We start from the raw sequence: 23708 nt of genomic DNA, 5'->3' as shown, positions 1-23708 counted from the left end.
TATTTATGAAATAACTGAATTACATTTGAAATTAAAATATGCATGCGCACGATTGGCGGTATTCTGCGCATGCATAAGTCAAAACTAAAAAGCCACAATTTACACTAATTTGTCGAATATACGCTGCTTAAGCTCCGCATAATTGGCATTAACTGTTTCCGCTAAGCAGGGCTTGACCAACGCATCAGACAACACTTTTGGCATGTCAAGCTGTTGTTGTAAAACGGTTTCTACAGACTCCTTAAACTTCGCCGGATGCGCCGTCGCCAAGAAAATGCCCGTTTCATCTGCTTTACTATTTATAGCAAGTCCTTCATAGGCTATGGCTGTATGCGGTTCAGCAACATACCCGGTTGAATTGATTTGTTGCATCACTTCACGGGTACGAGCCTCAGAGACAGAACTTGAATAAAAGTAATCTTTATCAAAGATTCCATTTTTAATCATACTTTCAACCCGAGGCCAATTATTAGGTTTACTCACATCCATTGCATTAGATAATGACTCTAATGTCGCATTAGGGTCCCAGTTTCCAGATTGTAAATACCGTGGAACAGTATCGTTTTGGTTGGTTGTCGCACTGAGTTTTTTCACCGGTAGACCGATTGCCGCAGCAATCATCGCGGCACACACATTACCAAAGTTACCACTGGGAACTGAAATGTGTACATTGTTGCGTTTGTCCTGAGGGACTTGTGCAAACGCCTCAAAATAATAGCAAACCTGCGCCAATAGACGGCTAATATTAATTGAGTTAGCAGAATTTAGTCCTAACTTTTCTTTTACCTCTTCATCTAGAAATGCTTGTTTAACAATAGCTTGACAATCATCAAAGCTACCTTCAACTGCATAGCAATGAATATTTTTTCCTAGCGTTGTAAACAACTTTTGCTGCGCCAGAGAAATCTTACCCTTAGGGTAAAGTATAACGACATCAACATTTTCTTTTTCATAAAATGCATGCGCGACAGCCGCACCTGTATCGCCGCTGGTGGCTGTCAATATAGTGACCCGCTCACCTTGACTGAATAAACTAATACACTCAGACATAAAACGCCCACCAAAGTCTTTAAATGCCAAAGTGGGGCCATGAAACAATTCCAGGCAATATTTATTTTCTTCAACTTGAACAAGTGGCGCTGGAAAGTTAAACGCACGCGTTACCATGTCATTAATAGTATCTTCTGGTAACTCATCCCCGATTAAATGTTGTAAAATCTTGCCGCTGCGCTGTGTAAAAGGAAGCGCCAGCAATGCCTCAATATCAGAGAGCTTGTGAAGCTCCGCTGGAAAAAACACACCCTGCTTACGGCCAAGCCCTACTTTAACCGCCTCTGTAAACGACACCTGTTGCTCTGGGTCCATTAAATTTACTAAATTCATATTAATTCCTTAGGCAAGTTCTCGTGTGCCTTGATTATCAAACTTACAGATATGGCTAAAGCCATTTTCGTTTACGTAGTGCTTGCTTAGCCAATCTTGGCAGCGTGTCGCAATCTCATATGATGTGCACAGCGCAAAAAGTGTTGGACCCGCACCAGAAATACTTACTACGTCAGCCCCTAGCTCTGGCAAACTAACCGCTGCATCTGCGTAGCCTTGTATTAAAGGCGCACGACTCGGTTCAGCTATCGCGTCTTGCATCAGCTCTACCGCATCGTTAAAACGCTGTTGTTGTAGTAAAGTAGTGTATGCTGCTAGTCGCTGTGCGAACTCGACACTTTGGCTAAGATCTAAAGACTCGGGTAACACAGCTCTGGCCTGTGCGGTATTCAATGCGAATCCAGGAAAAGCAACCACAATATGCCAATTTGGATCTGTCGGTAATGCGATAGCTCTGTCGGGCACTATCTCAGACGTCAATTGCAAGCCACCTAAATAACAAGGTGTAATATTGTCATAATGGCGCGCACCACTTACCTTTGCTTCGAAGTCCGCCATCAATTCTATCATTTGTACTTGAGACAACTGTGTTCCACTGTATGCATCAAGTGCAGCAAATGTTGCTACGACCGAACACGCACTCGACCCAAGGCCTGAGCCGATAGGCAAACGCTTTTCAAGAGTCAGTGCAACACAGGGCATATCCGCTTTTACATGAGACCTAAAATGTGCCAAACATTGATAAGCTAAATTATGTTCCTGATCACTGGGTAGTTTATGAGCATATTCGCCAATACACTTAAAGGTATCTTGTTCAGCTTCTTCAATATAAACAACATCTCCAAGTAACTGCTCGTCCAAAGGCGCAATTGCTGCACCTAACGAATCAAACCCAACGCAAAAATTGCCAATTGATGCTGGTGCAAAAAACTTTCTCATCGATTCTTCCTTACCTAGATAAAGTCTTCAATATGTCGGCAAAAACACCCGCTGCTGTCACTTCTGCACCAGCACCATAACCTCGGATAACAAATGGTTTTGGTTGGTAATACTGGCTTAAAATAGCCAAGGCGTTTTCTCCATCACGAATATCAAACAATGCATGCTGCGTATCAACCGCTTCAATACCTACTCTACACTTGCCATTTACAATGCTGCCGACATAACGGAGCTTTTTCCCTTCACTTGCCGCGCTCTGCACTCTATCTGCAAAGGTTGCGTCCAGCTCAGGTAAACGTGCCATAAATTCATCAACATTTGTTCCTTTGGCAAAGTCATCGGGCACCACAGACTCCACCTCAATGTCATCTAGCTCTAGATCAAGTCCAGCCTCGCGCGCAATGATTAGTAGCTTGCGCGCTACGTCAGTGCCGGACAAATCATCTCTGGGATCAGGCTCAGTAAAGCCATTTTGTTTGGCTTGTGCAGTCGCTTGCGACAAGGACAATCCGTCTTCAATGGCACCAAACATATAAGAAAGCGATCCAGATAGAATGCCACTGAATGATAACAGTTCATCACCAGCGCCAAACAAAAGCTGTAAGTTATCTAGTACAGGCAACCCTGCACCGACATTTGTTTCATAGAGGAACTTCCTACCAGAATTAACAGCTGCTTGTTTTAGCTCTCGGTAATAAGCCATATCGCCAGTGTTGGCTTTTTTATTCGCTGCTACGACATGGAATCCAGCTTGCAGAAATTGACTATATTGATCAGCGAGAAGCTGAGAAGAGCTACAGTCTACAATCACAGGGTTGATTAAATGATTGGATTTTACAAAGTGCTCTAGTCTATCGATGGAGAAAGAGACTTCAGAAGATTCAAGCAGGGCCTGCCAATCGTCAGATTGAATGCCCTCTGCAGACAACAAGCATTTTTTGGAGTTTGCAACACCGTATAAGTTTAACTTAATATTTCTATTAGCAAGCCACTCTTGTTGCTTTTTCAATTGTTGAACAAGCTCGGTACCTACCAGCCCACACCCCAATAAAAATACATCAATAGACGGTACATGTGTAAAGAAGTTTTCATGGCAAACCTTCATCGCATCTTTACAAAGCTCACCAGACACAACAGCAGAAATCGCGCTTTCAGTTGAATCTTGCGCTATCGCTACAATGTTCACTTGGGCTTGAGCCAAAGACGCAAAAAATTTAGCCGCGAGACCTTTATGCGAGCGCATGTTGTCGCCCACAAGCGTGACAATGGCAAGGTCTTTTTGAACTTCAATGGGCTCTATCAGGCCCGCTTTCGTTTCAAGTTCGAATGCAGACTGTAAAGCCTGCATCGCCAGTGGCAAGTCTTGCTCATACACACAGAAACTAATACTAAACTCGCAAGAGGATTGTGTGATCAGTACAATAGATACGTTGTCATTTGCGAGTGCCGAAAATACCCGTGCAGCCATCCCTACTTTGCCTTTCATGCCTGGGCCTGCGACCGTTAACATCGCTAACTTATCCAAACTAGAAAGCGCCTTCACTGGCGAATCATTATCGCTGTGAGCAGAAATCATTGAACCGGGGACATCCGGATCGTGCGTATTTTTAATTTCACAAGGTACATTTGCTTTGGCGCACGGTAAGATCGTTTTAGGATGCAGCACTTTTGCACCAAAGTACGCCAACTCCATTGCTTCTTTATAAGACAGTTTCGATACTTTCGTTGCCTTTTTGATAAGACGAGGATCTGCGCTATAAACGCCATCCACATCTGTCCATATTTGGCAGATCTCTGCATTAATGCTCGCCGCGATTACGGCAGCAGAGTAATCTGAACCATTTCGGCCCAACGTTGTAAGTTCGCCTAATTCATTACTACCTGTAAACCCGGCTATGATGTATATTCCAGAACCGTTTGCCTCTATTTGTTGAGCAAGCGCAACTTTTGTCTGTTCCAGTTGCACTTCTGAATCTAAGTATTGCGATTGCGTTTTAATGCATTGGGTCGCATCTAGTGCGCGTGCATTTTGGCTTTTCAACATGTTCACCATTAATGCAACGCTGATACGCTCTCCAAAACTGATTATAAATGCGTTAACTGCCTCGGGGCATTGCTTCAGTAATTTCACGCCAGCTAATTTGTCTTTTAATGACCCTAAATCAGGCCAACCAGCCAACGAACCGAATTTTGATTCAACGACTTCCTTTAGACTCAAACAACGAGACTCAAAAGCAGCCCAAAGCGGCTCATAATCTGCGCCTTTAGCCGCGCAGTCAGCTAAATCGACTAGCTGATCTGTCATGCCCCCCGGTGCTGAAAGTACGACAACTGCATTATCATTACTGTAATTTGATACTAGAGACTGTACTCGCTGCAGACAATCAAAGTCTGCTAAAGAGGACCCCCCAAACTTTAAAACTCGCATACTGTGTTTTTCCTCATTCCTAAAACGAAAAAAGGCCTGTGCTCTCGGTGAGCACAGGCCTTTATTAATACGCACGGACCTATGCCACTATCCAGTATGGATGGTGGTCGTAATAATAATTGTCACGTTACGTGTAATTTGGTTCATTGCTTCTTTGATTAACCTAATTCAAAATTGATTAAAAATTGCTTACCTAAACTAGACTGCCTGATCATTAGGCAATCTGTCAAGCAACAAGAAGTAAATTAAATATGCAAAAAGTTCAAGATACGTACTAGGAAAGGGAGAAGCTATCTAACGAATGCCGTATTCGCTCAATAAAGAGAGTAACTGTTCTGATTTGACGGGCTTTTCTAAAAACTTAATTGCACCAAGCTCTGCCACTTTAGTTTTCATTTGGGCTTGAATATCTGCTGAAATGACCACGACAAAAGTCTCTATTTTGTGAACTTTAATCGCTTCGAGTACACCCACACCATCAAGCTCTGGCATGGTGAGATCTAAACACAGCAGATCAATTTGCGATTTTTGCAATATTTCAACTGCCTCTCGACCATTTTTAGCCTGACACACATCTACATCAAGGTTTGATGTGAGACAGCGTACCACTTGCTTACGGGCAACAGTAGAATCGTCGCACACTAACACAGAATAGCTCATAAGAAGGTAAATCTTTATTGTTCTAGTAACAAATAAACGTTATTGTTGTTCTAATCTTATAACACAATAATCAACATCCAGTAAGTTTTTTATCTCTTCTTGTATGTTGTAAAGATAGCAAGATAAACATTTATTTTTAGCCATTTATTGGCTAACTTTAAGTTTAACACGCGCGCATTTATTTGGTTGTCAGGAGCTAAGAATACTCCATGCTACAAAAAAGTCTGTCGAAAAAACTGCTTACAAATGTTCTGTCAGTTTACTTCCTACTAACGTTTGTGGTGACTTGTGGACAAGTTGTCGCAGAATACGTAAATACCAAAGACTATATTCGCAATGAGCTGACCATGCTGCAAAAAACCTTCAGTCGCAGCTTGACTCGTGCCATTTGGGAACTCAATACCAAACAAACTGTTACCACAGCAGAGGGCCTTTTAGCTATCCCAATGATAGAGGGGATCATCGTCCGAGATGACAGTGGAGAAATCATCTCACAGCTCGGTCGCTCGCTGAATATCCACGAGCTATATAGTCAACAACTCGTGCAAGAAGAAGCCCTTATTGAGGATACCCCATCCGGCCTCTTTGGTTATACCTTTCCACTCATATTTGAATTTTCCGGCAGAGCTACGCAAGTTGGTGATGTGACGCTGTTCTCAAGTAGAGAAGTCGTCTTTAGTCGAATAATGATCTCAATTTACTTTTTAATTGGTAATGCGATGGTGAAAACCACCTTCTTGATCATCCTGTTTCTGCTTGCTTTTAGAAAACTACTGACCGAGCCGCTCACGGATCTCACCGAGCAAATCGAAGACTTCGAAGTGGACAATGTGGATGGCCACAAGATAGAAATTGATACCACCGAACGCAACGAATTGAAAGTTATGGAGGAAGCGTTCAATAAACTAATAGATAAAGTGGCTGAATACCGTAAGCAACTAGATCAAACCCAAAAAGAGCTCATAATCAGTAATGAAAAGCTCGATCAGCACAATATCCAGCTTGAACAAGAAGTCGCCCGAAAAACCTCAAATTTAAGTCAGGCTATGATGGACCTGCAACAACAAAAATACGAGTTAGAAAAACAAAAACTCACTTTGACAGAAGAAATTGACTTACGACGTCAAACGGAAGAAGAGTTGCTAACCAAACAAAACGAGCTTGAGAAGTATGTTGAAGAACTCAATATGGCCCAAGAACGCTTAGTTGGCTCAGAAAAAATGGCTGCGCTCGGTGGCTTAGTTGCCGGTATAACACACGACATCAATACACCAGTTGGCATAGGAGTAACCGCCACATCGTTCTTGCAAGAGCGTTTAGATCAACTAGAGGCAGCCTACAAAGAGAAAACTCTGTCGCCCAAGGCACTCGAAGAATTTATGCATGAAGCAAAACAAAGCACGAGCTTGTTAACCAACAATTTAGCACGTGCATCAGAGCTGGTGGCTAGCTTCAAGCAAATAGCAGTGGATCAAGCCAGTGAAGCTGTCAGAACCATAAACTTTAACCAATATCTCGGTGAAGTATTACGTTCCTTACACCCCAAACTGAAAAAAACAGCCCATGAAGTTAACATTGATTGCCCTGCGGACTTAACTTTAAATCTCCCAGCTGGTGCAATCAGCCAAATATTTACAAACTTAATCATGAATTCCCTGATCCATGGCTTTGAGGGTATAAATAAGGGCGTCATAGATATTCAAATTACCGATGACAATGATGATGTAAAAATTGTTTACAAAGACAACGGTAAAGGTGTGTCACCCGCTCAGTTAGAAAAGCTATTTGATCCATTCTTCACAACCAAGCGCGACCAGGGGGGAAGTGGCCTCGGTACACACATCACCTTTAACCTCGTTAAGCAGACGCTAAATGGCGACATTGAAGTCAGCTCTGAGGAAGGAAAAGGGCTGACCTACTACATTCGCTTTCCAAAAGAGATGCAGGCACAGCAGGCTATGTTTAGTTAACACACTTTAGGTGAGTCTTAAATATGAGGCTCACCGCATTCATTCCTTTTGAAATTTTCAAATAAGTCAATTTAACCATTTTAGTCTTTGCTCGCGACATTAGAGATTTGCTATGATGCAATTCGTTTTTTCACACTCGGATTTTAAATGATATGTGGTTCAGCAACCTAATCTGTTACCGTTTTAAGCAAGATGTTTCGTACACACAAGAAGACTTTGAAAAAGCACTAGAGCAAGATATTTTTCGCTCTTGTGGCAGCCAAGATATGAGCACATTTGGCTGGGTAAACGCATTAGGCAAACATGGACAGACTTTGTCTCACTTTTCACAGAACAGTATTCTACTGTGCGCAAAGCGTGAAGAAAAAGTATTACCTGCAGCTGTTATTAACGATATGGTCGCTGAAAAAGTTGAGCAGATTGAACGCGAAGAAAACCGTCCAGTTAAAAAGAAAGAAAAAGACGAGTTGAAAGAAAATATTCTCGCAACTTTACTACCTCAAGCATTCAAGAAATCGAGCCTACAATTCGCTTTTATCGATCAAGAAAGTGGCTGGGTAATCGTGAACAGTGCAAGCTTTAACAAAGCTGAAGAAATGATGGCATTACTACGTAAGTCATTGGGTACATTGCCAATCGTACCGGCATTTGCCAACTATGATTTAGATGTATTTCTCACAGACTGGTTAACTAAATTCGAGGCTCCTGAAGGCTTTGCCATTGGTAATGACGCAGAATTGCAAGACGCTGCTGATGAAGGCGCACAAGTTAAACTCAAACAGCATGACCTTGCAAGTGACGAAATTAAACTGCATCTAGAGAATGGTAAACGAGTCACCAAACTCGCGCTAGACTGGCGTGAGCGTGTGCAATTCTTATTGCAGAACGATGGGTCAATCAAACGAGTCAGTTACAACGACGCGTTAAAAGAGCAAAATGCAGATATTCCAAAAGAAGACTTAGCGATTAAACTCGACGCTGACTTTATTTTGGTTTCAGAAGAAGTCAAAGAGCTATTGGAAGATTTAACCAAAGAGCTCGGTGATAAAGACGACTTATAAAAAAAGGGCCTATTGGCCCTTTTCTCAATTTACTTTGACTACGCAAACATGGATTTCACGTCCGCGAGCAACTCAAGGTAAGCATCATCTGTAAACGTGTCGATTGAGCGCAGTACGCCCTTTTCTTCATAAACTCCCAATGCAGCAGCTTTGTCTGACACCTGCAAAATGCCCTCTACAATGGCACCAGCACGAATAAAGTCCACATAGCAAACATGTTCTGGTTTGTAGTTGGGGTTAGCCCAACTTTCAGCAACTTCAACAAACTCATCGGTGAAGCCCCACTCGCGCATTATCGCCCCACCAATTCTGCCTGCGAGTTTTTGTATCGCGTGTGCCAAAAAGCTTGGATTTGCAAACACTTCTGGGTGCTTCTCTGCTTCCGTTAAAATGGGTAGTACACCAATATTAAAGACCAACGACGCCAACGTAATCGTATCTTTGTTCAATGACGTATGTTTGTTAATCCGCAAGTAAAACTCCATGGTCGAAATTGCCTGACATGCCACTTTCAGCGTTTTTTGCCAAGCCTTATCCATGTAAGTTTTTATTAACTTATTATTTGAGACAAACAATTGCTCCATAGCCATCGCTGTTGCTATGTTTTTTATTTGCCGTAAACCTATTCGTGTAACCGCTTGATTGAGCGTGTTCACTTTAATCGACCGTCCCATAAAGCCGCTGTTTGCCACTTTAATCATACGTGCGGCAAGTGCAGGGTCATGCGAGATCACATCCGCCATTTGAAGTAAGTTTACCTCAGGATCATCAGCAGCTTGGCGGACTCGCACTGCAACTTCAGGTAAAGTCGGTAAGACAAGTGTATCGTTATTAATTTTATCGACAAGAATGGTAAGTAATGCGTTTTCTGTAGACATATGGTCAAGTCCTTTAAATTCGCCACTTAGCTATGGCCTTATAATTTTTAGCTCATTTAAGTATCGTCTAACTTCTCGATAAAGTTAAGAAAAGTATAAAAATTATTCTTACAAAAAATTATAAAATAATACTTTGCCTCAACTGTTTGCTCAAAACGCCTTTTTTCAGCATCATAGAGCCTCACAATCATAATAACTAAAAACTCAAGGGTAAATGATGAAACTTTCTAAACTATCCAGTGCGATTTTAGTCGCCTCAGGCTTGCTTGTAAGTGCTTGCTCACAGCAAACAGAAGAGTCAACAAAAAGTCAGCAAACATCGGCAGATAGCGTAAGTTATACACTGCAGAACATAGATAAACAGCGCTTAGATATTTATACCGAAGTCACACTAACAAGCGACTTAAGTCACCTTAATGACAATCAAAAGAAAATGATTGGGATCCTAATAGATGCCTCGAAAATTATGGATGATTTATTCTGGAAACAAGCTTTTGGTGAGGACAAAGCAGCGTTTTTGTCGCGGATCGAAGACCCTGATGTACGCCGCTTTGCGGATATTAACTATGGCCCTTGGGACCGTTTAGATGGCGATAAAGTATTTCTCAGTACTTTTAGTGAAAAAGCACCGGGTGCCCAATTTTATCCAGATAACATAACCAAAGCTGAGCTCAATAATGCTGATTTCAAAGACAAGCAAGGCTTATACTCGATGGTCAAGCGAGATCAGCAAGGTAACTTGTATAGCAAAGCTTATGCCTCAGAGTTTAGAACCGAGCTAGACGAGGCTGCAAAATTACTGCGTCAGGCAAGTAACCTAGCCGTTGATAAAGACTTTGCAAACTACCTAAACATGCGCGCTGATGCGCTGTTAAATAACAGCTATCAGCCGTCAGACTTCGCTTGGATGGACATGAAGAATAACCCAATCGATGTAGTGATAGGGCCAATTGAAACTTATGAAGATCAGCTGTTTGGTTACCGTAGCGCTTTTGAATCATATGTCTTAGTTAAAGATCTTGCCTGGAGTGAGCGTCTAGCAAAATTTGCTGCGTTTTTACCAGAGCTGCAAACAGGCTTACCCGTTGACCAAATGTATAAGCAAGAAGTACCGGGGTCTGATGCCGATCTCAATGCATATGATGTCGTTTACTATGCAGGTCATTCGAATGCAGGCAGTAAAACCATTGCAATTAATCTACCAAATGATGAGCAGGTTCAACTAGAAAAAGGCACTCGTAGGTTGCAACTCAAAAATGCGATGCGCGCGAAGTTTGACAAAATTTTGGTGCCTATCGCAGATCAATTAATTGTGCCTGAGCAGCGCAAGCACATTACCTTCGACGCTTTTTTTGCCAATACAATGTTTCATGAAGTCGCCCATGGCTTAGGTATCAAAAATACCATTACTGGAAAAGGCACTGTAAGGCAGTCACTTCAAGAGCACGCCAGTGCCATAGAAGAAGGAAAAGCCGACATTCTTGGTCTGTACATGGTCGAGCAGTTGCTGAAAAAAGGAGAGATTACCGAAGGCACACTGGAGGACTACTACGTCACATTTATGGCAGGTATTTTCCGTTCAGTGCGCTTTGGCGCTTCTAGCGCACACGGTAAGGCCAACATGATCCGTTTTAATTTCTTTAAACAAGAAGGTGCGTTTTCTAAAAATGCACAAGGGCTATATCAAGTTGATATGGAAAAAATGGGTGCTGCAATGGCGAAACTATCTAACCTAATTCTGACTTTACAAGGTGATGGTGATTACCAAAAAGTCGATCAGCTCATCGCCACCCATGGTGATATCAAAGCTGAGTTACAAGCAGATTTAACTAAGCTTGCTCAGGCGAACATTCCTGTGGATGTCACCTTTAAGCAAGGTAAAGCGGTGCTTGGACTTTAACTTCTCGAGGGCGCTACAAAGCTAGCGCCTTTTTTAGCTCCGCCAATTGTGCTTCTGTATAAGCCTTGGCTGGGTTTACACCCCATACAGGCTTAGGCCATGCCGCATCATCCTCAAAACGTGCGATATGATGAACATGTAGTTGAGGTACCATATTACCCAGAGCAGCTACATTTAGCTTATCTGGGGTGAATACAGACATTAGCAGTTCGCTTAACTGCTTCGACTCTTGCCAAAACTGAGTTTGCTGCTGCTCGTCAAGGTCGATAATCTCTCTCAGCCCAGGCACTGTTGGCACCAAAATAAACCATGGATACTGACTATCATTCATAAGTAAAACTTTACAAAGGGGCCAATTAGCCAGCTCTATGCAATCTCGTTGTAATTCTGGGGCCAATTCAAAAGTCATCATTAAACACTCCAAAGAGAAAAGCAGATACCAATGATATCTGCTTTTGAATTAAAAGTAGTGACTGAATGTGTTTTCAGACACTAGATTTTGCTTACCTTATAAGCAGTAGCGAGCGAATAAGCTACTTACTGTTGCTGCCGTTGGTTTACCATGTTGCCAATCGCCCCCTTCAACACCACTACCTGCAATGTCCATGTGAACGTATGGTATCGGCTGTTCAGAGTCACAACCATGTTTGTCTAAACCGCCAACGATGGCTAAAAATGCCATTGGGAACTGGTGACCACGTGCGGTTACCGCTGAAGGCGCATTATTGCTAGATAACACATCATCAGCCAAAGTGCGTGGTTTAACAAAGTCATAATCTTCACGGCGACTGCGTGACACTTCAGCACAATCAGCCCATAGATCACCTTGGTCAGCGATTAAACGAGATACGGAATTTGCACGTGCCGGTCCATTTTCAACATATGCGCTATAAGGACCCATTGCGCGTGCGGCATGGCCCGTCAGTGTCGCCACGGTAAATAGCTCAGGGTTAATTTCAGATTTAGCGAGGTCTTTTACTTCGCTTAATAGGTCACCCATTGCCAAGCGCCCTTCCGCATCAGTATTACCGATACGCACGCGAACCCCTTCACGTGTCTCTATGATCTCATCTGGTACAAAACAATCTGAACCAATCGAGTTTCTCACTACAGCCAAGTAGGCAATCACTTTGACACCTTTAGGTTGATACTGGGCAACTGCTTTCATAAAACCTGCCACTGAAGCTGCGCCGCCCTTGTCACGGCTCATACCAGCCATAAAACCACCCACTTTAAGGTCAGCACCACCAGTGTCATATACAAGGCCTTTACCGACAAACATTAACGTGCGCTCCACGTCACCCTCTGGCACGTATTCCATTTTAACAACACGAGGGTGATGACGCTCAACAGCGTAAGATGCACGCGCAACAGTGCCAAGCATCGGGTAGTCTTTATCGATTGTGGCCCTGTCAGAAATCACTTCAACGCTTACCGAGGTACCTGCAAATAATTCAACACAATAATCAGCAAAACGAGGAGGTGCCATACGCTCCGGCTCAGTACCGCATAAATCGCGTGCTGCATATTGGCCTGCTGCAATCGCATTTAACTGTGAACAAAGTGCTTCGTCTGCACCAACCAAAAACGCGTGTTCTACCGGCTCTATCTGCGCACCACGATACTCTCGCGCTTCAAGTGGTTGCCAAAGCATTTGACAAGCACCTAAAAAGGCTACCTGTAGTGCATTTGCATAGCGAGTCTCTTGCGGTACACCAGCAAGCACAATAACAGGTTTAACAGCGCCCGCCGCTTTAGCTTGCGCAATACCAGCTTGGCCTGCTTCAAAAAAGCGACGTACATCGTCGAAGTCTCTATTTAATGGACCGGTGGGTGCCACAATTAAACGCTTTCCAGGAACACCTTCGGCAAGTAAAACATTCGCTTGGTTACTGAGTCTTGCGTCAACAGCCAGATAAGGTGCTACAGCTTCATTAAGCTGCTTATCACCTAAGTCAGCTACATTTGAAGCGATCACAATCACGGCATCCGCGTCATTTTGCTGCCAGCTAGATGCTGGCAGAGCGAGAGGAAAAGACATAAAAAAGGCCCTTTTTCTTATAATGAAAGGGCCGATTATCGGTTATTTATCTCAAAGAACCAAGTTAGACACTGGATTCTTTGCTGTCCGGTGCGCTTTGCGGTGTATTTTTCAGTTTACTTACCACACTCCAAGCTTCAAGCATAACTAGTACACTCACAACAAGTACCACAATATCTAACCCAACGAGTAACCAATTACCTTTTTCATAGTACTCACCTAATTTAATTAATCCCGCAAAGAAGGCCATCAAAATCACAAAAATCATGGGAATGAGCGTAAACTTCGCAGGCCGGCCTAATTTGATGAGATAGACTGAAATAACCAGCAAAGTTAAGCTGGCCAAAATTTGGTTAGTAGAACCGAACAACGGCCAGATGATCATACCGCCGCTACCAGAGGCGCCACCAGCCCCAAACGCCAGTAGTAAACAACACCCCACAGCAACCAAAGTTGCAATAATGCCATTTTTAAGGACTGGCAATTTGTATATATCACCCCACTCTTGAATGATATAACGCTGGAGTCGAACACCAGAGTCCATGGTTGTGCCGGCGAATAATACAACCATTACAGCCAATAGTGTGGAAGCAATTTCAGCGGATAGCCCCCAGCCTGTGCTAATTAAATTGGAACCGCCTTGGATGAATGCCCCCACAGAGCCTGCGCCTAAGTGGCTGTATATTTCATGCCACTCTTCAGGCGAAACAGCCAGCATAACACCACTCACAGCGACCAAAGTGATCAATGCCAAAGATCCCTCGCCTACTGCGCCAAGGTAGCCAACAAAGCGACCATCGGTCTCTTTGTTCAACTGCTTGGAGCTAGTACCAGACGAGACAATGCCATGAAAGCCCGATACTGCGCCACAGGCAATAGTGACAAATAAAAGTGGAATGATACTCGGTGTATCAATGGCTGTTTGAGTGTTAAAGGCAGGCGCTGTGATATCTGGCATAACGACAAATACCGCACCGTAAAGCAGTACCAAGCCTACTAACAGCTGCATACCATTAATAAAATCACGGGGTTGAAGTAACATCCAGACAGGTAATAATGACGCAATAGCGGCATAAACAAAGAGTATTAAAATCCAACTCGCTTTATCAGTTAAGCCAAACACTTCACTCGGCAAAGCGATGGGCATGTCACTACCGGCGTAGATGGTCGCATACAAGATAATGACCCCTACCAAACACAGTGGAACCAAGGGTACTTTGCGTTTAAGCAGCTGACCAATAATCAGCGCAACAACAATGGCAGCCCAAGCTGCAAAAACAGCATTGGGGTTTGCGACAAAAGAGTTGGCAATGACCACGCCAAATACCGCATTCACCATCAATAATACCAAAAACACCACAATCATAAATAACGCGCGAGTACGTTTGCCTATGACGCTCTCAGACAGTGCGCCCATTGACTTACCTTTGTGGCGAGCACTGGCCCACAGAGCTCCCATATCATGTACACCGGCAAAGAATATAGTGCCAATTACGACCCAAAGTACGGCGGGGACCCAGCCCCAATAAACAGCTATCGCAGGACCAACAATAGGCGCCGCACCAGCAACAGAGGTAAAATGATGCCCCCACAACACCACTTTATTGGTAGGTACATAATCAACACCATCATTGAATTCGTGGGCAGGTGTGACAAAGTCGTCATCCATTTTGAAGATTTTTGTGGCAATAAACTTGGAATATACAAACCAGCCAAATAGCATACCCAAGATACCAAACAACACTATCATAATAGATTGCATGGGATGTCCTCTGTGTTATTTTTGTATTAACATCACTTTAACACGGATAAACATAAAAGCAGTTATATTTTAGTCGCAGTGTACCATTTCTATAGTTATTAAATGCTTGTAATTCGGCTGTAATCAATTGAACAGTCCCATTTGCACCTGATTGCTTGGCGAATCTCCCAAACCAATTTGTACACCTACAAGCCTCACTGGTTTACTTCCGTGTCGAGCCACCGCTTGCTCTAGTAAAGTGCACAATATATCTTGGTCAATTTCATGACATTGGCACTCTTTAGTAGTTTGAGTAAAGTCGTAAAACTTTACCTTCACACCCAATTTAGTAAATTCTCGTTCAGCTTGATAAGCAGCGCTACGGCGGGTTAGTTCAGGAATAAGTTTGTCACACAAAATGGACTTTAATTGGCTGAGGTCTTGAATATCCTTTTCAAACGTGGTTTCAACTCCGACGGACTTGCGTACTCGCTCCGTTTCGACGCCCCGTTCATCTATGCCCTGGCAGCGGCGCCACAATACCCTGCCAAACTTACCGAAACGATTTGCCAATTCATCTAAGCTCAGAGCTTTAACGTCTTTACCGTGCACCAAACCACAAGCCAGTAGCTTTTCATGGGTAACCTTGCCAACCCCGGGGATTTTTTTCAGTGGCAATGAGTCGATAAATTCATCTACTTGAGACGGCGTGATAACACACTGACCATTTGGCTTATTTTCATCGCTGGCAATTTTGGCGAGAAACTTTATTGGCGCAATGCCGGCAGACGCGGTAAGGCCGGTTTGGTGGTAGATCTCAGCTCTTATCTGTTGGGCAATTAGAGTCGCGCTTCCCTGACACGCATCGCAATCAGTCACATCCAAATACGCTTCATCCAGCGAAAGCGGTTCGATTAAGTCAGTATACTTTGCAAAAATCGCACGGATCTGTTGCGACACTTCTTTATAAACTTGCATCCGCCCCGGAACGATTATCAACTGAGGACATAATTGTTTGGCTTTGTAGTTAGACATAGCGGAGCGCACGCCATACTCGCGCGCAATGTAATTCGCAGTAGATAACACTCCGCGATGACTACGGCCGCCAATGGCCATTGGAACATTCGCCAGAGATGGGTTATCGCGCATTTCCACCGCAGCGTAAAAACAATCCATATCAATATGAATAAACTTTCTCACAGGTGCGCTCAACAAATAAAACTGTTTATATATACAGTATAGTGACAGTTCAAGGTACGTTTGTCCAGCTCTGTGCGTAATGTTAGCATTGCGCCAAATTTAGCCCTGTACAAATGCAAATTTATGAGTCCCTAAAGATTGTTCGATACAAAGCTCTGCAGATCACCTTGAAATGCTCTACACTGCTGTTAGAACATTTTTGTATGTAGCGCAATTACATTGCTGCATCACCAGTTTTAACCTGTCCACCTTTGCAAGGAGTATGTATGAAGTACAGCCAACTAGGCCACACGTCAATTGAGATTTCGCGTGTCTGTTTGGGGAGTATGACTTGGGGGTTGCAAAACAATCAGCACGATGCTGACGAACAAATAAACTATGCGCTAAGTCAAGGGATCAACTTTATCGATACTGCTGAAATGTATGCGGTACCACCGTCGCCACAAACCTACGGTAAAACAGAACAAATAATCGGCGATTGGATAAAGCGTCATTCTGAGAAACGTCAAGATATTGTATTAGCAACTAAAATTGCTGGTGCTGGGCTTGATTGGATAAGAAATGGACAACCTATTAACAAACAAGCTGTAATAGATGCTGTTGATCACTCTCTGGAGAGACTAAACACCGACTACATCGACGTATATCAATTACACTGGCCCAATAGGACCTCACCTCATTTTGGCAAACATTGGCACGGTATGTTGGACTTACATGCCGTGAGCAAAGCGCAACAACTTGAAGAAATGGCAGACATTTTAGAGGGGATAAAAACGTGTATCACCGCAGGAAAGATTAGGCATTGGGGGCTGTCGAATGAAACGCCCTGGGGCTTAAATACCTATCTGAACCTCTGCCACCTGCAAGGTTTGGAAAGGCCAGTTTCGATTCAAAATGAATTCAACTTGCTCCATGAAAAAGATTGGCCCTATTTACTGGAGAATTGCGTAAATGAAGACATTGCCTACCTCCCGTGGTCTCCGCTCGCAGGAGGACTACTCACTGGCAAATATTTGGGGGGCGCAAGACCTGCTGGCAGCCGCTGGACTTTGATGCAACGACACGGGCTATTCAGAGATACCCAGTATTCTCAGCAAGCCACTGCTGCATACCAAGAAATTGCCCATGAGCACCATTTAACGACCGCACAGTTAGCCCTTGCGTGGTGCGATCAGGTTGATGGGGTAGCGTCAACAATAATCGGTGCAACCAGTATGAGTCAGCTGAAAGAAAACATTACTGCTTTTGACAAGCCTTTACCACCGGAAGCACTTGCAGAAATAGACACCATTCTAAAAACCTACCCAGTGCCTTTTTAGGACTCAATCGCATGTAGGTGTGATAGTATCATCACCCTGCATGTATTCGATATTTCAGTAATTTATGAGACAACTCAATTTATCTCCAGCTCAGCCTTTGTCAGGCTCGTGCTTTGAAAGACTGGCTGCCCGAGCAATTGTCCTGCGCGGTAATGACATTCTATTACTTTACACGGCTAGGTATGATGATTACACGCTCCCAGGAGGCGGCGTAGACAACGGCGAAGACATGGAAGACGCCCTAGCAAGAGAGCTCTTAGAAGAAACCGGTGCAAAATCCGTTACCAATATTAAGCCATTTGGGGTTTATGAAGAATATCAGCATTGGTACAAGCCTGATTTTGACAACGTAAAAATCGTTTCACATTGCTATTTAGTTGAAATCTGTGGTGAATTCACCACACCACAAATGGAGTCTTATGAACAAGCCAATGGCATGCGCCCTGTGTGGTTACCAATCAAAGACGCAATCGCACACAATCGCAGTGCTTTGGCAAATAGCGATAAAAAAGGTCAATCATTACAAAGAGAAACCATTATTTTAGAAGCCATCGCAGATGAGTTTGGATTGAACTAACCCGAATATTTTTGGTCTTAAGCACTGCCCCATGCCACCATTGATTGGTTGATAATAATAACACCGGGAAAGGGAAGCCAGTGCATAAAACACTATCAACGATATTACTATCTATCACAGCCCATTTATTGTTGCTGTTTTTACTGAGTAAACAGGTAGTAATATCACCCCAACCGTCCCCAGCTCCCGCAATGAAGACTTATCTTGTTTTTGAGGATAGCGAGCCTGAACGCCAAACCACAACAGTACGAACAGCACCACCCCATTCTGACGTGCGATCTAAACCCCAAGAATCTAAACAGGTATCAGCGCCTCAGGCTAACCCAAAGCAAACGATTGAAAGGGCCGCACCTCATCATGCATCCCCCCCTCAACATAAACCAGAGCCAGAAGCACCAAATGAGATTGACGCAACTTCAAGCAAGGCTTCAAAAAGCCTGACCAACGAACCTCATTTTAAGCAGCTAGATCCCTATTTGGGGTTAGAGTCTTTTAAGGCGCAGCAAGCGAAGCTCAGCACAAACTTTAGCAGTCGCGATATAAGCCGAAATAAGTATTCAGAGTCACGACTAACAGTCCCTACTGAGCATAAAAACATCCAGATGCAAGGGCCCAAAATGGTAACAAAAAATCTGCTTTTTACGGAATACCAAAAGGGAGACACTTGTTTCAAGGTCATGCATGCGGATCCAAGTACCCCTGCACCAGAAGGCTTTTCGAATGAGTGGGTTTCTCTTGGGTATAAATGTAACAAAAGTGTAATAGATAACACTTATGACGCTGTAATGAACAAGTGGTTAGACAAATAATTTCAATAAATCTGGCTTCGCATTGGTAATTTATAAATTCTGTTCTAAGTTTTGTTGTTAGGAGCAACAAGGTTAAAGGAGTAGAGAATGACCATTCGCCAGACTTTTATATTACTTTCCTCGTTAGTTATGCTCGCCATGTTTTGTATGGTAGGCGTTTTGTGGTACGAGACCACGCATATTGCATCTCTTGGGCAACGCCTTGCCAAAAGCAAAGAAATTAGTAACGACCTACTCATGCTAAGACGCCATGAAAAAGATTTTTTACTCCGTAAAAAGGAAAAATACGTCAGTAAATTTGATGTGCGGATCAAGCAAATGCGAAATAATATTCGGATATTAAGTACGCAATTACCTGAACCTTTACAGCAAGAGCTTCAAATCGCAGCAAATGATTTATCAGACTACGAACTCAAGCTCAGAAACTTAGTCGCTTTAGATCAAAAAATAGGCCTCACACCCACGCAGGGTCTTCGCGGAGAATTTAATCAAGCTGAGCTAGCACTGCATGAATCTCTTACCAATATTGGTGACATTACCGCAATGAGTAAAGCCCTTAGGCTTGTCTTATTAGAAAATGACTTTCAAACCAATTTGAACATGTCAACCAAACAGGAAGTAACCCAGCAGTTGGCTGTCATGAAAGTCTATTTCAACGACCAGTTTAGCGAAGGACAAAACGACCTCACCCAATTTGAAAATACCGCCCGCGCACTAACTGTCGCACTGATGGAGCGTGGCCTTGACGCTGAGTCTGGATTACGTGGAGAGCTGAGAAACAGCATTCACAAAGTTGAAAATACAATGACGCAATTGTCCGGCCAAATCGACCAAAATATTCATCAAGAATTAGGCACTGCCAAAACCCAAGGGATGGCGCTGGCCACTATTCTGACTGCAATTATCGCGGGACTGCTATTGTGGAAGGGCTATAAAATAGTCAGCCGACTAAAAGTAGCCAATGACAATATGGCCACTATTAGCCATGGTGCCGGTGATCTAACCCATCACATTGAACTAAGAGGGCAAGATGAAGTTACAGAGTTTACTGGTTCGGTTAATCAGTTTATTGACACTACCGCCAACATAGTACGCGAAATTAAGCATACTGGTGAAAATGTCGAAACAGGCGCACATCAATCGGTCGAAGTGACAAAGCGCTCACAACAGGCCATTGAGGAGCAAAAAAATAATACACATGCGGTTAAAACAGCCGTAAGCGAGTTAGTCCAAGCTGTATCACTCATCGCTGAAAATAGTGTTGCTGTGCAAAACAATGTCAATGAAGCAGACGAAAACATGGCTAGAGGCTCCGACATTATGCATAAAGCGCACAACAACATGTCAGAATTAACTGGCCATATAAATCAGAATAGCCAACTTATGCAGCAGCTATCGTCTGCAAGTGGTGAAATTGAAAGTGTCACTTCTGTAATACGTGGGATAACAGAGCAAACCAACCTATTGGCGCTCAATGCCGCTATCGAAGCTGCTCGAGCAGGTGAAAGTGGTCGAGGTTTCGCTGTAGTCGCTGACGAAGTAAGAACATTAGCAAAGCGTACTCAAAGCTCTACTGTTGAAATTGAACGCATGATCCATAGCTTGCAAAGCTTGGTAACCGAGTCTGAGCAGGCGATGCAAACTAGCTTAAACTTGAGTGAAAAAATGTACGAAGGTATTACTGAAGCTCAGCAAAGCATGGACGAAAACAAACTCGCTATGGATAAAATTCGTGACATGGTCATTCAAATCGCTGGCGCAACTGAAGAGCAAATGGCTACAGTTCAGGGCGTTGAAGATGCCGCCGCCAATATTTCAGTGTCTGCTGAGCAGCTCTACGTAGACTCCTGTGAAAACTGTAAAAATTGCGAAGCATTAGAACATGATGCACACCGAATGCAGGAGGATGTTTCACGTTTTAAAGTTTAGCTGAAAGCTGGCAAGCATTTTTATCTATGCCAGCTCCTATTTAGTTGAGTAGGTAAGCGCCCTCACTTGTCAGATCAAAGTAATTCGCTTATCTGCTCGAATTATCCCGCAAAAATGTTAAAGTCATAGCCCAGCGCGTACATTGGTCGCTTTTAAATCAAAGGAGTAGGCATGAGTGTAAAACGCATAGGGCAATTTTTTAACCCTCATTCGGTCGCAGTGATTGGTGCGTCCAGTAACCCAGCTCGCGCGGGTAATGTGGTGATGCGTAATTTACTGCAAGGTGGTTTTAAAGGGCCTATTATGCCTGTCACGCCTAAATATACCGCAGTGCAAGGAGTGCTTGCTTACCCTAATATTAAAAGCCTCCCACATACGCCTGATTTGGCCATCCTTTGCACAAACAAAAATACAGTTTGTCAGCTTATTGAAGAGTTGGGCCACCTCGGATGTCGGCACGCAATTATTGTTGCTGCGGGTCTAGATACTCAGCAAAAATTAAAATTAAAAGAGACTGCACTCAATGCCGGTGTCACGATCCTCGGCTCAAATAGTCTTGGGCTGATATTGCCTCATATCGGCCTCAATGCAAGCTTCTCACATACCGTTGCAAGACCCGGAAAACTCGCGTTTGTTTCACAGTCAGCTGCGGTATGTTCAACAATTCTTGACTGGGCTCAAAATAAACATATTGGTTTTTCACACTTTGTTTCAGTGGGAGATTGCATCGACATCGATTTCGATGAGCTGCTTGATTACTTGGCAAGAGACGCTAAGACCTCAGCCGTATTGCTCTATATCGACAATATTAAAGATGTACGACGATTTATCTCCGCTGCTCGAGCCGCAGCATTTAATAAGCCTGTTATTGCTATTAAAACAGGGCGAACATTGGCTGGCGCTCAAGCGGCTTACAATCATACAGGCGGTAAGACTTCCGATGATGCAGTCTACGATGCAATGTTCCAACGCGCTGGTATGTTGCGTGTAAACGACTTGCGCGAGCTGTTTGCAGCAACCCAGACCTTAGCACTACACCCTAAGCTTCTAAAAGTAGAGCACTTAACCATTTTAACTAACGGCGGTGGCCCAGGTATTATGGCGGTAGATACGCTTTTGATGCGTTCAGGTAAACTGGCAACGCTCAGTGAACAAACTATCACGGCACTCAATAAAATCGTGCCACAGTCTTCACAAACTGACAATCCAGTGGATATTTTTGGCGATTCATCACCGCAGCGGTATCAGCAAGCATTGGAAATTCTTTTAAAAGCTGATGAAGTAAAAAACCTCCTTATCATCCATACACCTTCAGCGTTGGCACCAAGTAGCGCCTATGCCAAGATTATTGCTCAAACCCTCGAAAAACTCCCTAAAATGGCACGTCCTTTTGTTATGACTAATTTTATGGGAGAGGATGCTGCGCGCTCCGCTAGAGATATATGTGTTCTGAGTCACATTCCCACTTACCGCACACCGGAAGGTGCGGTGAGCGCTTTCATGCATTTGATCACCTATAGACGTAACCAAAAACACCTGACACAAACACCAGAATCAATCATTCAAGATGATCTAATAAATAGTGCAGCGGCCAAACAGCGTATATCGGCATGCTTAGACTCGGGACACCGCTATTTGTCGACTCACTCATCTCGTCAAATTCTCGCTTGCTATGGTATTGAATGTATTGAGACAGAAGTCGCGTTAACACCCAGTGATGCAAGAGAACAAGCCGATAAGATCGGTTATCCAGTTGCTTTAAAACTTATTAGCCCTGCTATCCCGTCAAAATCGGAAGTGGGTGGCGTCGTTTTAAATTTAAACGACGGTAACGAGGTTGAGCAAACCGCTTTTGCTATGCTGCTGCGTATCAAAAAAACCTATCCTGACGCAGAAATTGAAGGATTTTCATTACAAAAAATGGCGTCTAGGGCAGGTACACAAGAACTCAGAATTGCCATCAAAACAGAACCTGATGTCGGGCCGGTTATCCTGCTAGGTGAAGCTGGAACAGGCTTAAATTTTTCTCAAGCTGCCGTCGCCTTGCCTCCGCTGAATATGAATCTTGCCAAATACCTAATTGCAGCGGCGCATGACAAAGGTGTATTAAAAGAGCGCACCTTGCCCGATAAAGTTGATAAATACCGTCTCTGTGCACTACTCACTAGAGTGTCACAAATGATTGTGGAGCAGCCCGATATAAGCACGTTGGAGTTAAATCCAATCTTAGCGAGTTCGGGGCAGTTTCTAGTTTTAGACGCACAGATCACACTCTCGTCTTATACCCCTCTTGCTGGCAGAAAGCGCTTAGCTATTAAGCCTTATCCGAAAGAATTAGAGCGTAGTATTACCCTTAAAAATGGTCATCAAGCTATACTGAGGCCCATCAAACCGGAAGATGAGCGCAGCCATCAAGAGTTTGATCAATCACTTAGCCAAGAAGATCGATATAAAAGGTTCTTTGGCCAGTTGCCTCAATTTACCCATGAGCAGTTAGCGAAGATGACGCAGATTGACTACGACCGAGAAATGGCCTTCATTGTCAGTGAGCGGCATAAAAGTACCTATCGCACACTTGGAGTATCTCGAGTTTTGATGGATCCAGACAACATTAGTGCTGAGTTTTCGGTTATTGTCCGGTCTGATAGCCAAGGCTTGGGGCTAGGCAAGCTACTGATGAATGCGGCTATAGATTACTGCCGAGACAAAGGCGTAGGGACCATCGAAGGGATCACATTACCCGAAAATTCAGGCATGATCACTCTCGCAAAGCATCTGGGCTTTAAAGTAAGGCGTGACTTTGAAGAGGGCGCGACCATTATGACCCTGCCCTTACATGAAAGCACTGAACATAAGTAACTAATGTGAATAGC

17 protein-coding genes are annotated in these 23708 nt (G+C 43.6%); 8 read left to right on the top strand and 9 right to left on the bottom strand.

Annotation, left to right across the window (positions count from 1 at the left end):
• Nucleotides 1-99: 99 nt before the first annotated feature.
• From thrC to N480_RS01685, 4 genes are all read right to left on the bottom strand, one after another.
• Nucleotides 100-1383 (bottom strand): threonine synthase, encoded by a 1284-nt coding sequence (gene thrC, locus N480_RS01700; RefSeq protein ID WP_063370804.1) that lies wholly within the window; start codon nucleotides 1381-1383, stop codon nucleotides 100-102.
• A gap of 9 nt (nucleotides 1384-1392) precedes the next feature.
• Nucleotides 1393-2322: a homoserine kinase gene (thrB, locus tag N480_RS01695; RefSeq protein WP_063370803.1), complete on the bottom strand. Its 930-nt coding sequence runs from the start codon at nucleotides 2320-2322 to the stop codon at nucleotides 1393-1395.
• Between the two features lie 10 nt (nucleotides 2323-2332).
• Nucleotides 2333-4750, bottom strand: coding sequence for a bifunctional aspartate kinase/homoserine dehydrogenase I (gene thrA / locus N480_RS01690; RefSeq protein WP_063370802.1), 2418 nt, complete (start codon nucleotides 4748-4750; stop codon nucleotides 2333-2335).
• A gap of 294 nt (nucleotides 4751-5044) precedes the next feature.
• Nucleotides 5045-5410: a response regulator gene (locus N480_RS01685; protein WP_063370801.1), complete on the bottom strand. Its 366-nt coding sequence runs from the start codon at nucleotides 5408-5410 to the stop codon at nucleotides 5045-5047.
• A gap of 209 nt (nucleotides 5411-5619) precedes the next feature.
• On the opposite strand from N480_RS01685, the gene N480_RS01680 reads away from it, so the two are divergent.
• Together N480_RS01680 and rdgC are read left to right on the top strand one after the other, a co-directional pair.
• Nucleotides 5620-7380 (top strand): sensor histidine kinase, encoded by a 1761-nt coding sequence (locus N480_RS01680; RefSeq protein ID WP_063370800.1) that lies wholly within the window; start codon nucleotides 5620-5622, stop codon nucleotides 7378-7380.
• A gap of 152 nt (nucleotides 7381-7532) precedes the next feature.
• The gene (gene rdgC / locus N480_RS01675; RefSeq protein ID WP_063370799.1) at nucleotides 7533-8441 is read left to right on the top strand and encodes a recombination-associated protein RdgC; all 909 of its coding nucleotides are present in this window, start codon (nucleotides 7533-7535) and stop codon (nucleotides 8439-8441) included.
• 38 nt (nucleotides 8442-8479) lie between these two features.
• On the opposite strand, the gene N480_RS01670 is transcribed toward rdgC, so the two are convergent.
• Nucleotides 8480-9319 (bottom strand): HDOD domain-containing protein, encoded by an 840-nt coding sequence (locus N480_RS01670; RefSeq protein WP_063370798.1) that lies wholly within the window; start codon nucleotides 9317-9319, stop codon nucleotides 8480-8482.
• A 217-nt stretch (nucleotides 9320-9536) separates the two neighbouring features.
• Between N480_RS01670 and N480_RS01665 the strand changes: the two genes are divergently transcribed.
• Complete coding sequence (locus tag N480_RS01665; protein WP_063370797.1) at nucleotides 9537-11219, top strand: dipeptidyl-peptidase 3 family protein; 1683 nt, start codon at nucleotides 9537-9539, stop codon at nucleotides 11217-11219.
• Nucleotides 11220-11232: 13 nt separating this feature from the next.
• Here the strand turns inward: N480_RS01665 and N480_RS01660 are convergent, their stop codons facing one another.
• The 4 genes from N480_RS01660 to dinB form a co-directional block, all read right to left on the bottom strand.
• Nucleotides 11233-11628 (bottom strand): HIT domain-containing protein, encoded by a 396-nt coding sequence (locus N480_RS01660; RefSeq protein WP_063370923.1) that lies wholly within the window; start codon nucleotides 11626-11628, stop codon nucleotides 11233-11235.
• Between the two features lie 99 nt (nucleotides 11629-11727).
• Nucleotides 11728-13260 (bottom strand): M17 family metallopeptidase, encoded by a 1533-nt coding sequence (locus N480_RS01655; RefSeq protein WP_063370796.1) that lies wholly within the window; start codon nucleotides 13258-13260, stop codon nucleotides 11728-11730.
• 64 nt (nucleotides 13261-13324) lie between these two features.
• Entirely contained in the window at nucleotides 13325-15022 is a 1698-nt protein-coding gene (locus tag N480_RS01650) for a carbon starvation protein A (RefSeq protein WP_063370795.1), read from the bottom strand.
• 123 nt (nucleotides 15023-15145) lie between these two features.
• Nucleotides 15146-16201, bottom strand: a complete 1056-nt coding sequence (dinB, locus tag N480_RS01645) for a DNA polymerase IV (RefSeq protein ID WP_063370922.1) — start codon at nucleotides 16199-16201, stop codon at nucleotides 15146-15148.
• A gap of 266 nt (nucleotides 16202-16467) precedes the next feature.
• On the opposite strand from dinB, the gene N480_RS01640 reads away from it, so the two are divergent.
• The 5 genes from N480_RS01640 to N480_RS01620 all read left to right on the top strand — a co-directional run bounded on the left by N480_RS01640 (nucleotide 16468) and on the right by N480_RS01620 (nucleotide 23694).
• A complete protein-coding gene (locus tag N480_RS01640) occupies nucleotides 16468-17520 on the top strand; it encodes an aldo/keto reductase (protein WP_063370794.1) in 1053 nt (350 codons plus the stop codon).
• A gap of 64 nt (nucleotides 17521-17584) precedes the next feature.
• Nucleotides 17585-18097 carry an NUDIX hydrolase gene (locus N480_RS01635; RefSeq protein WP_063370793.1) on the top strand — a complete coding sequence of 171 codons (513 nt, stop codon included), beginning with the start codon at nucleotides 17585-17587 and terminating at the stop codon, nucleotides 18095-18097.
• Nucleotides 18098-18177: 80 nt separating this feature from the next.
• Nucleotides 18178-18906, top strand: coding sequence for a hypothetical protein (locus N480_RS01630; RefSeq protein WP_155732732.1), 729 nt, complete (start codon nucleotides 18178-18180; stop codon nucleotides 18904-18906).
• A gap of 87 nt (nucleotides 18907-18993) precedes the next feature.
• Nucleotides 18994-20835, top strand: a complete 1842-nt coding sequence (locus N480_RS01625) for a methyl-accepting chemotaxis protein (RefSeq protein ID WP_063370791.1) — start codon at nucleotides 18994-18996, stop codon at nucleotides 20833-20835.
• A gap of 171 nt (nucleotides 20836-21006) precedes the next feature.
• Nucleotides 21007-23694, top strand: a complete 2688-nt coding sequence (locus N480_RS01620; protein ID WP_063370790.1) for a bifunctional acetate--CoA ligase family protein/GNAT family N-acetyltransferase — start codon at nucleotides 21007-21009, stop codon at nucleotides 23692-23694.
• Nucleotides 23695-23708 lie beyond the last annotated feature (14 nt).

The sequence above is a fragment of the Pseudoalteromonas luteoviolacea S2607 genome (assembly GCF_001625575.1).
In the GTDB taxonomy this organism is placed as follows: domain Bacteria; phylum Pseudomonadota; class Gammaproteobacteria; order Enterobacterales; family Alteromonadaceae; genus Pseudoalteromonas; species Pseudoalteromonas luteoviolacea_E.
Note: the sequence above shows the minus strand (reverse complement) of the source record. Positions and strands in the feature narration are given on the sequence as shown.